Origin of the sequence: Flagellimonas okinawensis (genome assembly GCF_029194005.1) — a bacterium.
GTDB lineage: Bacteria > Bacteroidota > Bacteroidia > Flavobacteriales > Flavobacteriaceae > Flagellimonas > Flagellimonas okinawensis.
Genome location: NZ_JARFVA010000003.1, coordinates 415,492 through 428,642 on the forward strand (window position 1 = coordinate 415,492; position 13,151 = coordinate 428,642).

The window sequence follows — 13,151 nt, forward strand, 5'->3', positions numbered from 1 at the left end:
TAAGAGATTTCAAAATTTAAAATTATATGTTATCGAAGGCACCGGAATCGAGAAAATTGAGCTTTTATAAGCCTTTACATCTCCGTTCTCCGTGGTATAAAATACAGAGTAGGGATTGTTCCTGCCCAGGACATTGTACACCGAAATAGTCCAGAAACTATGCCCGACTTTATTGAGCTTATGGTTCCCTTCAATATTGAAACCAAGATCTAATCGGTAAAAGTCCGGAATGCGATAACTATTACGGTCACTATAGACCGCATATTCCGCATCGTTAAAGGTAAAGTTGCCCACTGGCACGGTTACAGGCCTTCCTGTTTGATACACAAAGTTTGCGGAAAGACTGAATCTTCTTGTGAACTTATAGTTCGCGACCATGCTCAAATCGTGTGGTTTATCAAAGTTGGAAGCAAAAAAATCTCCATTGTTCACTCTTTCTTCCTCAAACTCGCTATCCAATTTCAAGAAGGACCTTGAATAGGTGTAGCCCAACCAACCATTCAGCTTGCCTCTATTCTTTCTGATCAAGAATTCAACACCATAGGACTTACCTTCGCCCTGCAGCACTTCGGTCTCTACGTTCTCGTTCATCAACAATTGCGCTCCTGTTTTAAAATCAAGTACTTTATTGCTTGTTTTATAGAACCCTTCCAGACTTATCTCATAGGCATCGGCATCCAAGTTTTTAAATATTCCGAACGAATATTGGTGGCCTTTTTGCGGTTCTATGTTGAGGTCGGAGAGTTTCCATGTATCAATGGGGGAGATCGTGGTATTATTGGTAAGAATATGGACGTATTGAATAGATCGGTTATAACCCGCTTTTAAGGAAAGGCTCGGTGTGATAAGATATCTCGCACCCGCCCTAATCTCCGGTCCACCATAGGTTTCTATTACTTCGTTGTTGCCATATTGAATAGTATCCCTAACACTTCCCTGATTCTTGGGAGCACCCTCCTCATATTCGTACTGGGTCTGTTCCCCAAGGGCCATAAAGGTTGAATATCGCATTCCCAGATCAACTGCTAATTTTTTAGTGATGTTATAATTGGCCGATAAATAAGCCGCTGCCTCCAAGGCACGTTCTTTTTCCAATGAATTGTACTCAATGGAGGACCCATCGTTCAGAGGTTCCAAAGTACCGGGCTCCACGGCATATAATTTGCCTTCTACGCCATAGTTGAACCTTAGGTCGGTACTGTGCAAGTAATCCATATTTATCCGTGCCTCCGTCTCATTGATCTTATAGCCCAGATCAAAATCGTTATTGGCACCTCGTTCATACTCGATATTAAAGGTATAGCTACTGTTGGCCAATTGCACCTCGGACAAATGTTTGTCATTGAACCTATGTTGCCACCTCAACGATACAAGTCGGTTATCGTAGATGTATAGCGAGTCGGACGAAATACTAAAGTTATCCTTGCTGTAATAGGCCGTTGCCTTTACCCTATTGTTTTCGTTTACCTGGTGTGTGTAGTTTATTATTCCATCGTAAAATGATGCACGGCTTTTGCTCAACGACTGCTCTTTCATGGATCTTAGAATCCAATTGGCATATGCCCCTCTGGCACCAAACATAAGGGATGATTTTCCTTTGACTATCGGGGTCTCCATAACCAAATTACCAGTCACCGGTCCCAAAGAGGCTTCCCCTTTAAATTCGGTATTGTCACCATCCTTAGTTTTAATATCGAACACCGATGACAATCTCCCTCCGAATTTTGCCGGTATATTTCCTTTATACACTTCCAATTGACCAATGGAAAAAGGGTTGATCGCTGAGAAAATTCCAAAAAAGTGTTGTGGGTTGTACAAGGTGGCACCATCGAAAAGCACCAAGTTTTGGTCGGCCTTTCCTCCCCTAACGTTAAATCCTGTGGCTCCTTCCCCTGCAGAGGATATCCCCGGAAGTGCGGTAGCGACCTTTAATACATCCCTTTCCCCAAGAACTAATGGGATTGTTTTGCTTTCTTCGCTATCTATTTCCTCGGTGCCACTAACGGTTTCTTCTATGTTTTTATAAATGTCCCCTTGGACCACTACCTCATCTAACTGTTCTACGCTTTCCTCAAACACAAGATCCAAGGTCCCATCATTAAATACAATTATTTCCTTTTCAGAACGCTCTATCCCCAAAGCCCTGAACTTCAATATATTGGAACCAGCAGGCAGCTCAATTCGATAAAAACCCTCAAAACTGGTAACTGCAAGCAATTGATTGTTCTCGGTAGATATCGTCATATCCGGAATAGGATCGCCCGATTCAAAATTGGTAATATTCCCAGATAGAATGTATGTATCCTTTGATCGTGTTCCTGTTTCCCTACCCACTCGTATGGTCTCCATACTTTTGGCGACCACCTTATCTTGGTTCCCATAAAAAATCGGAGCCACTTTTTGAGACGCGGTAACCTTTTCCACCTCGGTGGTATCCTTTCCGAAAAATCCTTCTGGTAGCTTACCGTAGATGGTATTGTTATTCGTGAGTATCACTTTGTCCGGTAGATACAAAAAATAGTTCACCGTGGTTCCTTCCAATAAATCGTCCAAAATGAAGCCAATATCCTTTCTAACAAAACTTTTTTGAATGAGGCTATCGGTAAACCAATCCTTTAGGTAAAAAATCTTGAAATCCGAACTCGAGTTAATTTGCTCAAATGCTTCCGCTCGTGATATATTATCAAAAGTGATGGATATTTCCTTATCACCAACCTGTGAGTGGGCTGCTTTGGATACCAAAGCAAACAGAATCAACACTAAACATTTCCTCATATTTGGACTGAGTTTACCAGTTTATTGAACAGCAGCTTAAAGAATGTATCCTTGTCTGTTCGATATGCAATTCTGTTTTCCTTAAAAAAACTGCGCAAATCTTTCTTTTTTTCTGTGAATATAGAATTCCAATTTCCTCTTGAGTTCGCGTCTTCCAGAACACCTTGGTACAATAAAATGTAATCCACTGTATCTTCATACTCGATCACTACCTGGCTTTCTTTTCTGGTCTCCACTCTTTTTTTGGTATATTTTTTTAATAGAAGGTTTTCACCTGAACTTTCCAACACTTCCACATAACCGTACTGTTCAGCACCTTCTATATTTACATCCAATTTTATAAAGCGATGGCCCTCAATTGTAAATTCCTCCACCTTGTTCTTAACCAACCTCACCAACAATCCTGTCGGCCTGTATTTTGGTGTGGCCAAAAGCTCATCCAAGTGAACATGGTATTTTACATTCTGTCCAAAATAGGGCTGACCATCAAAAACAAAATCTGCTTCGGTGAAATCACTTTGTAAAAAAAAAGGGTGTGTAGTCGAGGCTGTGGAAAGCCTTTCTCTAAATATGGGTCCATTGTACAATTCCATGTTTTGTTCACCCATGATTGAATCGAAAACAGAATACACCTGATGGTCGCTGTCAACCATTTGACCCTGAGCACAAAAAGGGTTCAGCAACATTAAAACAAGTAATGATACCCCAAGAATATAATTCACTGATAATCTAAAATGAGAGATGGTTAGAGGTTTTTGATTGGTGAATATGAAAAGAATAGTTCTATGGTAAATATAGGATTTTGATTACGATTAATTCATGCAGTATTATTTTTTTAACTTTTTGTAAACAAATTTTAAATCGAATTGAAATTTGACAAAGGATATGTTATAATTGACTTTTCCGAGTCAAATTTATATTCCTTTACACACCCTTATTTCTTTAAAATACTGGGCAAATAACCGAGGGTACGCTTAAATGCCTTGGTAAAATGCTGCGGGTTGGCATAACCGACCTCGTGTGCAGCCTGGGCAATGGTCATACTTTTATTTTTTATCAGTTTTCTTGCCATTTCCATGCGCAAACGGGTAATGTATTTGAAAATCGTATTACCGTAAACAAGCTTAAAATCCTTTTTCAATTTTGATTCGTTAAAACCTGCTATCGCTGCCAAATCGGAAATGTTAAGATTGCTGCTCAAATTGGATTTGATATAATCCTCGACCATACATAAACTGTCAAAATCGGATTTTGGCAAATTATGGTTTACCAACGACTTGCTCCTGCCATTGGCCTCGATCAGCAGATTTACCAAAAGTGTTACGAGTTTAGATTGTAAATAAGTATGTTTCAACTTGCCTTGAAATGGACAATTGGTAATTTCATCCAAAACAAGTTCCAGTTCCGGGGTAATGGAGCGAGGCTTGTTCCAAAAAACAAAAGGTTCTTCACTATTTATGGCCTCACTAACATTGGCCCAAACCTTTTCATAGTCATCCCCTGCCAATTGTTTGATTAATTCCGAGGTAAAAACCAGTTCCAAGGTCTTTCTCGAACCCTCTTTGTATTCCAAAGTACCATTGGCTCGGGGCAGGTAAAACATATTGTAATGAAAAGAAGGTATTTCCAGCAAAGGTCGAGATCCGTCCTTTGGCACATATCTAAAGTTGCCGGCAATCTCAAAATGAATCACAAATACCGAAAAATCACTGGACACCTGAAAACTATAGCCCTTGGTTGAACGGATGTCCTTCCTCACTACAAAAATCCCATCCAATTGCTGTTCATGAATTTCTCCCTCTACATCCTCCAAGTCAATCGGTATCAAATTTTCTACCAACTCCTTACCCCTAAAGTTTTTCGGATATTCCTTGAGGTAAACACTGTTTCTGAACAGATGGCTTTTTAAGATTGATTGCATTACTTCCTTTTGCGTATGTAAAACTTCCTTTTGCGGTACCTCTCCATCCAACTCCCGTTTTAGATTTGCAAATCTAATTTATTTAGATTAAATCTTAATAAAGATAATACTTTTAACACTGAAATGGGCAAACACCTCTTTACCGTACTCTTCTTGAGCATTATATCCCTACAAGCGCAAAACAACTCCGAGGGAGTTGTTTTTGGGAGAATTCAATCGGAAGACGGCCAACCATTGACCTACGCCACCATTGTTTTGGAAGGAACCGACCACGGTACACTTTCGGATGCGGATGGTAATTTTGAGATAAATGTTCCTTACGGCAAATACACCCTCTCCGTTACATTTGTGGGCTACTTTAAAGCCACAAAGGCCATTGAAACCCAACCTGATAATAGGAGGGTAAGAACTAATTTTATTTTAAAGGAAAACACCGAAATCCTTGAAGGGGTAACCGTGAACGGTAAGACCAAGGAAACCGAACTGGAGACAAAAGGTTTCGCCGTAAATGCCGTCGAGACCAAAGAGGCCGGCCTTCGGAACATACAGGCCAATGAATTATTGAACACCACTGTTGGGGTAAAAATTCGTCAAAACGGAGGTCTCGGTTCCAATGTGGAATACTCACTGAACGGGTTATCCGGTAGTGCCGTTCGAATATTCATAGACGGGATTCCCATTTCCACATATGGCTCTTCCTTTAACCTAAATAGTATTCCCCCCTCCATGATCAAACAGATCGAGGTCTACAAAGGGGTCGTACCCGGTCATTTGGCAGATGATGCGCTGGGAGGCGCCATAAATATCCAGTTACACCAAGAAGCAAGGAACAATTTTAACGCCTCGGTATCCTACGGCTCATTCAACACCTTTCAAGCCAGTGCAAATGGTGTCTATCGTTTTGATAAATCCGGATTCACCGTAAAAGCTTCTGTTTTTCACAATTACTCGGATAACGATTACGAAGTTTCCGGCAGGAGCGTCGTGGTTACTGGAATCGGAGGAGTACAAACACCAATAACCGCAAAACGTTTCAATGATGCGTATAGATCCACCGGGGGCATGGTGCAAATCGGTTACACCGATGTAAAATGGGCCGATCAATTTTTTGTTGGAATAACAGGTTCCGATGATTATAAAGAGGTACAACATGGGGCCTTTATGACCATAACTCCCTATAAGGACAGATTCATGGAATCTGACGCTTTATTGGCAAATCTAACCTATCAAAAAAGAGACCTTTTCACCAAAGGCTTGGACCTGAGCATTCATGGCCTTTATGGCAAACGTAACCGTGCGGTAAACGATACCGTCGCCTGGGCTTACAGTTGGAATGGTGAAAGAGCCATCGACTTTAGGGGCAATGAATACCAATACTCATGGGGCTCCCAACAAGAAGGCGGGCCCACCTTGGCCAAGATCAACAGAAATGTGGCTTCTATAAGAACAGGACTTTCTTATGCCATAAACAGAAACAATAAAATTTTACTCAACCATGTCTACAACGGCATTGACCGGGAGGACAGTGATGAACTAAGGTCCGTCCTTGAAAATACGTTCAGTGGAACAAGGGATTTGCGCAAAAACATCTATTCCCTGACCTACGAATTAAATGCCTTCGACAACAGGTTAAAAACCAGTTTGTTCGGGAAATATTACCAACAAAAAACCACAAGTATAGATCCGGCTATAGTTACGGATTCAGAAGGAAACAATCAAATTGTGGATGAAATAGTAAGCAGCAACAAAACCTATGAAGGGTATGGTTTTGCACTTTCGTATGCCCTGTTTCCAAACCTTACTTTGCTTTCATCTGCTGAAAAAGCGGTAAGACTGCCGAACGAAACCGAAATTTTTGGTAATGATGGTGACAACGTTGTGGCCAATTCGAGTATAGATCCAGAGCAAAGCAACAATTATAACCTCGGGTTTAGACTTGGGACCTTCTCGGTAAAGAAACATGACTTTGGTATTTCCACCAACTTTTTTGTTCGAAACATAAAGGATAGGATAGGCTTGCCCATAGAAACATCCTTAAATGTGGACGATGAGCTGATCTTATACGTGAACCAAGGCAGCGGGACTTCCATTGGATTCGACGCACAATTGGATTATACCTACAATAACAACTTGGGAGTGAATTTTAACATCTCCCGATTTGACCTGACCGTAGAAAACAGAGGTGTTGAAATTGATGTCCCCAACACCCCATTTTTCACGATGAACGGAAGCTTGCGATATGCTTTCAACAATTTGATCCAGAAGAACTCCAGACTAAACCTTTTCTATACCATGTATTTTACCGGCGAGTTCTCCTATCTGGTTCCACAAGGCTCAAATACGGTGGGGGATGATTTTTTCAAGGTTCCGGAACAACTATCCCAAGATCTTGGGTTCAGTTACACCTTTCCCTACAAAAAGTTCATACTGAGTTTCGACATCAAGAACATTTTTGATAGACCGGTATACGATAATCTTTCTGTACAAAAACCAGGTAGGGCATTCTACCTAAAATTAAACTATATAATCAATTCAATTTAACTATTAAATACTATAAAATGAGACGCAACTTATTAAATATGAAGTATTTGCCAGCTATACTGATCCTAACCACATTGTTGGTATCCTGCAGCGATGACGACAACGGCGGAACACCGCCTCCTGTAGATCCGGTCGAAGAATCCCGATGGATCACCGTTGCTGCGGCCAGAATGGGTGAAAATCCAGGGGATGGAAACGGCGGAACATTGATCTACTCTATTAGCAGTGAAGATGCAAAAGACCCGACCGTTTCCATTGAACCGTTCGATAACGGTTTTATAGTGCCATCCAACCGAACCGCAAGATTACAATCTTCCGAAGATGGATCTACCATTTTTAATATCAGTTATGCCGGGGATACCGGAGGAAACTATACCAAATATACTGTAGAGGGTGGTCAAAATTTTACCCAAACAGGTACACAGATAAGTATTGCACCATATGTGGGTTCCGCACCAAGATGGATCAAATTGTTTGATGGAGACCAGACAGGTTCAGCTGTATATGTGTCCACTGAGCATCAATTCGATGAAAATGACAACTATGTGAGAACAGAGGCCACCATGGGAGTTTTAACCCTAGATCTTGCAAATTCACAAATAAATGAATTCCAAGAGCACAGCATTGCCTTGAGTGCCGAAGAGGAAGCTCAGGGCTATTATATTTCCAGAATCGATATGCCGGTACTCAACCAAGCCGGTGACAAATTATATATCGGGGCCCGGTTAAGTAAGGTTGACCCTGAGACCGCGGAGAGGGACAATGACTACGAGATCTTGGGATCAAAAACCATTGTACTGGATTATCCTTCACTCTTGAACCCGTCGGTAATTACTTCTACTGTTGGTCATGGGAATACCAATGGTTACCGAAGCATCAATGCATTTCTATACAATAGCAGTGTGTACCAAGCCAATCAAGGCGACCCAGATGGTTCACATATTCTAAAAATAGATGCTGACAACGAATACGACAATTCATACGATTTTAATTTAGATGAAGCATTGGGCGTAGAAGATGCCTATATACTTGCCTGGAGGCCAGCATCAAATGGAAAAGCCGTCTTGGCCTACCGTCACGCCGGGTCTGCTGAGGGTGTGGCCGGTGCTCAAGGGTTTTTCGCATTGGTGGATTTGGAGGCCCAAACGGCCCAGCGTATTGACGCCATTCCTTATGACCCTGATTTTTACCTGTTCCAATATCAAGGTTTTGTAGTGGATGGGACAGAAATCTATGTGACCCAGGCCCCTGTCGGTGAAAATGGGAACATTTACATTATAGACACGGAAACTGGCGAGGTAACCCAAGGGGCCGAGCTAGTAAATGTTGAAGGAAGTCACTTTATTGGGACTTTTTAACCTGAGGATGTATCAAAATCCGAATTGCTCCGTGAGATGTGCCTCTATCTCACGGAGCTTTTTATTTAAATCAACCATTCATCGTTTCTTTAGGAATATGTATCACTTAGCAACATGAGTAATCAGCCCCAGAATTGAGATGTAAGGCTGCCCACCTATACAATTGTTAATTCACCGACTCTCAGTTCACTTTTATTCTTCAATATTGGGTCAGTCTTTGTGGTATCCAAAATTTGATTTTCTTTCCAAAATATCTCGGCTTCCTCAATGGGGTCCATTATAACTAAGTGTATCCACTCGTTTTCCAACAATAATTTTAAGTTCTTGTTCCGAGAAAGAATGGAATCCACTCTTTCTTTAGGGGCCTGAACAACTACGGAAAGTCTCAAAGGAGTGTGGCAGGGGTCATTATCATCATGGTACAACGACTCCCATGGCAGTCCCACCTTAAGGTCTCCACCATTGCCCTGTACAGCTCCGAACTGTCCTGTAATGTTATGGGTAATCTTACTTCCGGCCCCAAATTTTTCATTGTCCACCGTTGCAAAATAATAGTGGTTATTGATCCATTGTGTAACTACCATCGGACCCTGCATAATCGCTTCCAGCGCTTTGCCATCCTTGTCCATTCTCCAATCATATGAATGTAAAAAACAACGACCATCCAAGTTATGGTGCATGGTAACTTTACGTGGCGCTATCACAAAGCTTGCGTTTTTCGCCAACCCCCATTCTGGTCTCGTTTCACCCCAATTGTTAGCATTTATGTGCGCCTGGGCCACACTGTTTAGGGGAATTCCCAACCTTTCTTGGGTTGCGGAGACCTGGGCCTTTTGCAAGTCTGTTTTGATCTTGGACACCAGCTGTTGATGTGACAAGGGCACCATTGCATCGAACAATTCAATCTCATCGGTAGTTGTATTATGTTCGGCTCCCACAAAAATGGTGGTTTTTGGTATTTTTATTCCAAATTCAGTGGAAAGAACTTCCCTTACCTGATCATTGTTCGCCATTTTCGCCAACATTCGAGCGTTGTGCTTACCAGATCTAGCTGCACAGGCACCGCAATCCAGACTTGATGCGAAGGGATTGTTCGCGGAATGACTCCCGTGCCCCACAAAAACGACCACGGGAGCAAAAGATTTCCAACCCATCAGGTCGAATCCCGATTTTACGATGGCTGCTTGTTCCTGTATTGGAATATCCGAATTTGAATGGGCACTTTGTATTTCCGGCTCACAAATGGATTCATGACCAACCTTAGTATGTCTTTTGGATATTGTTGGAGCAATGGTTCTTGCGACCAGGTTCAACCCATAAAAAAGACCAGACCCCTCAACAAAACCAAAAGTGGAGGGCAGCATATTTTTCATCCGCTTTAGGAAGTAGTTCCAGAACTTGGTGCGTGCTGCATTTCGGTCATAAATATCTTTTTTGGCCTGATTATCCTTCGTCGCCATTTCCGTCACCTTATAAACTGAATCCAATATGGGAGGACAGGATTTTTGAACCACTTCGTCCGTAGTATTTTCATAATCCATGGCAATTCCAAAAAAGCCCGCATAGCCAAATGTCTCATAGTTCCCCGCAGATTCCACATGCCTACGAATCAGCTCGGATCTTGTATCAATACAAAAAACCATTTGCGCATCCGGCACAGCATCCTTTCTGTTTTCATTTTCATCTTCCTCTGGCTTATCCTTGAGCATACGGACCATTTCCAATTGCCAGCTCTTCTCCCAAGATTTCAACCAGATGTGCTGGAGCTCCAATACCTGATGGTTCATCTCTGAAAGTTCGGTATTTACCAGAAATTCCATCCCAAGATGTTTGGCAGTCCACAAACGTACAGCTAGGTACTGCTCCAAATCCACAGGATACTTGTTCTGCCAATGGGGTTGGTTTTCACCCCTGTGCTTTATATAACCCGTCCACCCTGGCAAAGCCGCCAAATGAACTCTGAAAATGTCCAATATTTGTGCATTGGAATAACCGGACAACAAATTTTCCAACGTTTCCCAAGAAGTCTTGGGGATATCTTTGGCATTTACCGAATTCAAATTGTTATCGTAGGGTACCAACATTCTCCAAGCTTTGTAAAACCCTTGTGACTTGAACGGCATTTCCCATTCTGCCAATCCTTCGTCCAAAAAAGCAGAGAGCCACTTCACCATAAGCCTGTCCAAATCGTTCTGTGGATTTGTTGTAAGTGTATCCTGCACAGACTCCATTAATTTCAAATAGTAATCAGGAGATCTTTTATATCCACTTTTTGCCAGTAAATCCTTAAGTTCAGAAATATCTATCTCTCCGTTTTCCAAAGCCCTCCGGTATAAGATTGCCTTTGGATATACCGATGTACCAAGATTTTTTTGTGCTTGTTGAACGGCATCGGCAAAAGAATATTCCTCATATCCGCTCAAGGGATTTGATGTGACAAAGGAATACAATGGCCAAGTGTTGCCAACATAATTGGAAGCCTTTTCAATGATTATTTCTAAAGAATATTGATTCATTGCATGTTTGTTTTATACATTAAGATTGTCCTTTTGTTGGGCTGAGAGATGTTCATCAATTTGATGTACAACCATGGTATCTGACGGTATACGCCCAACTTCATAAGAAAGAAACCGACCAAGAATATCAGTCCAAAACCTAATTGTAGAGGGGACACCCGACTTGGCACCGCAACTACCTCCATTCCGACCATAAAGGTCGACACCCATTTGTACATTAAGGCATATGCCCCGATTCCGGCCACGAATAGAATTGGCGGCAAAACAATCTTTTGGATTCCTGTAAATAAATGCTGTTTAACAATATTGTAGGTTGCCTGCCCAACTGCAATGGAAGCGATCAACGTTAGGAAGATGCCGCTGTCCCAATCCATTCCTTTTCCTGTAAATCTAGCAAAAAGGAAGGCGCCAAGAATACTGTACAGCAGTACAATCAATGCGTCCAATGCTTTTATGCGGATAACCGGTGGCTGTAAAGGAGTGGACTGTTTTACTCCTTCTCCAGATGACAAGAACAAATACGCTTTATAAAAACCGTGCAAGATCAAATGGGCTATGGCCGCATTAAAAAATCCCAGACCACATTGCATGATCATAAAACCCATTTGTGCTATGGTGGAGCAGGCCAAACGTTGCTTTACATTTACCTGTATCAATTTTGCAAATTGAGCTACGATTGCTGTAAGCCCCCCGATGACAAAGAGAATATTCATGGTTTGGGACTCGATAATGATAGCGGCCAAAAGTGTCAATAAAATCCCAGATCCGTTAACAAATCCCGCATGCATAAGTGCCGAAGCGGGCGTAGGAGCGGTCATGGATGAAAGCAGCCATTTATGAAATGGGAAAATAGCGGACTGTATCAATGCAGCGATTATGATGAACAATGCAGTAATAAGGACCAAAAAATAGGGCGTTTGGTCCACGGAAGCCATAAGATCGCTCAACGTGATTACATTATGATATGCGGCCAATAGCAACAATCCAAAGCTCAAAGAAACACCACTTGCCAAAAAATATTGCTGTGCTAGAAGCCTCGCTTCTCGCGCTTCGCCCCAACTGGTATCAAGACCAATCAATGAGGCCATAACAAATCCCATCATAAACCAACCCAAAAGCAATGGGACCAAATGATCGGAAATCAAAAACAACAGTACTGCCGAGGTAAAGGCGATGCACAACAACATGAACTTGGACCTTTGTCGCTCACGCTTAAAATAGGAGTTGGCGTATGTGCTAATAATGGCACAAAAAAAGGTTACAACGGTCGATATCAACAAAGTGAAACCGTTGACCCGGAACAGGCCCCAAAACTTCCATTCTGGTATTTCAGGAAAATAAGCTGCCCCAAAAACCAATTGTGAAATAAAAACAAGCCAAAATAAAACCGGGGTCAACCCGGTTGCTTTGTTTCTTTTGGAAGGCGGTATGAGTATAGTTGCTATTTGCGTCATTGTTATTTGATTGGATTTAAACAAATCGTTATTGGATCTTTTTGTCGGGCACAACCCTATTTACCCCATTTCTAAATCTGGCTAAAATGATCACCCCCAAAATGAAGCAGCATGGTAAAATACGGTCCATAAAAATGGATTCATTCATGTAAGACATCACAACCAATGCGATCATAGCCGTTATGGCCAGTATCACTTGGAAGATGTTGGATAATTTTTTCATGTGTTGGAATTTTAGATTTACTTTTAATTGCCGAAATCGATTTGATTGATGTTAGTCCACGTATTTCATCTCCAATATACCGGTGATGGCGATCTTCTTCCCTTTGGTCCGAGCTTGGTCAATGATATTTCGAGCAACTGATTTTTCTTGCTCCAATTCCCCTATGCGACTATCAAGAAATTTGGTTGTGCTCAAATGGTTGCCCTCCCAAATCTTCAACCTTTGGATCTTGTGAAAATTTATTTTTTCATCAATAAGGGCCGTGATCACATCGGACGCTTCCGTTGGGGTAAATGTTCCATCCACCAACTGGATTTTTCTCTCATCTGTTGCGACTTCCTTTAAAACTTTTGCTTCCATTGA

General features: G+C 41.7%; 9 protein-coding genes. 2 read left to right on the forward strand and 7 right to left on the reverse strand.

Annotated elements, in window-relative coordinates:
- Window positions 1-9: 9 nt before the first annotated feature.
- The 3 genes from PY091_RS11480 to PY091_RS11490 form a co-directional block, all read right to left on the reverse strand.
- Window positions 10-2,775: a TonB-dependent receptor gene (locus PY091_RS11480; protein WP_275649796.1), complete on the reverse strand. Its 2,766-nt coding sequence runs from the start codon at window positions 2,773-2,775 to the stop codon at window positions 10-12.
- On the reverse strand, window positions 2,772-3,383 hold the full coding sequence (locus PY091_RS11485; protein ID WP_275649797.1) for a hypothetical protein: 612 nt from the start codon (window positions 3,381-3,383) through the stop codon (window positions 2,772-2,774). Before PY091_RS11485 ends, PY091_RS11480 begins: the two co-directional genes overlap by 4 nt.
- Before the next feature lie 326 nt (window positions 3,384-3,709).
- Window positions 3,710-4,696: a helix-turn-helix transcriptional regulator gene (locus PY091_RS11490; RefSeq protein ID WP_275649798.1), complete on the reverse strand. Its 987-nt coding sequence runs from the start codon at window positions 4,694-4,696 to the stop codon at window positions 3,710-3,712.
- A gap of 123 nt (window positions 4,697-4,819) precedes the next feature.
- Here PY091_RS11490 and PY091_RS11495 point away from each other — a divergent pair, with 123 nt between their 5' ends.
- Together PY091_RS11495 and PY091_RS11500 are read left to right on the forward strand one after the other, a co-directional pair.
- Window positions 4,820-7,237 carry a TonB-dependent receptor gene (locus tag PY091_RS11495; protein ID WP_275649799.1) on the forward strand — a complete coding sequence of 806 codons (2,418 nt, stop codon included), beginning with the start codon at window positions 4,820-4,822 and terminating at the stop codon, window positions 7,235-7,237.
- A 17-nt stretch (window positions 7,238-7,254) separates the two neighbouring features.
- Window positions 7,255-8,595 (forward strand): hypothetical protein, encoded by a 1,341-nt coding sequence (locus tag PY091_RS11500; RefSeq protein WP_275649800.1) that lies wholly within the window; start codon window positions 7,255-7,257, stop codon window positions 8,593-8,595.
- 155 nt (window positions 8,596-8,750) lie between these two features.
- On the opposite strand, the gene PY091_RS11505 is transcribed toward PY091_RS11500, so the two are convergent.
- The 4 genes from PY091_RS11505 to PY091_RS11520 are packed head-to-tail and all read right to left on the reverse strand — an operon-like array spanning window position 8,751 to window position 13,148.
- Window positions 8,751-11,111, reverse strand: a complete 2,361-nt coding sequence (locus tag PY091_RS11505; RefSeq protein WP_275649801.1) for a DUF2309 domain-containing protein — start codon at window positions 11,109-11,111, stop codon at window positions 8,751-8,753.
- Entirely contained in the window at window positions 11,108-12,565 is a 1,458-nt protein-coding gene (locus tag PY091_RS11510; RefSeq protein ID WP_275649802.1) for a proton-conducting transporter transmembrane domain-containing protein, read from the reverse strand. Before PY091_RS11510 ends, PY091_RS11505 begins: the two co-directional genes overlap by 4 nt.
- Before the next feature lie 28 nt (window positions 12,566-12,593).
- Entirely contained in the window at window positions 12,594-12,788 is a 195-nt protein-coding gene (locus PY091_RS11515; protein WP_275649803.1) for a hypothetical protein, read from the reverse strand.
- A gap of 51 nt (window positions 12,789-12,839) precedes the next feature.
- Window positions 12,840-13,148, reverse strand: a complete 309-nt coding sequence (locus PY091_RS11520; protein ID WP_275649804.1) for a hypothetical protein — start codon at window positions 13,146-13,148, stop codon at window positions 12,840-12,842.
- Window positions 13,149-13,151: the final 3 nt, after the last annotated feature.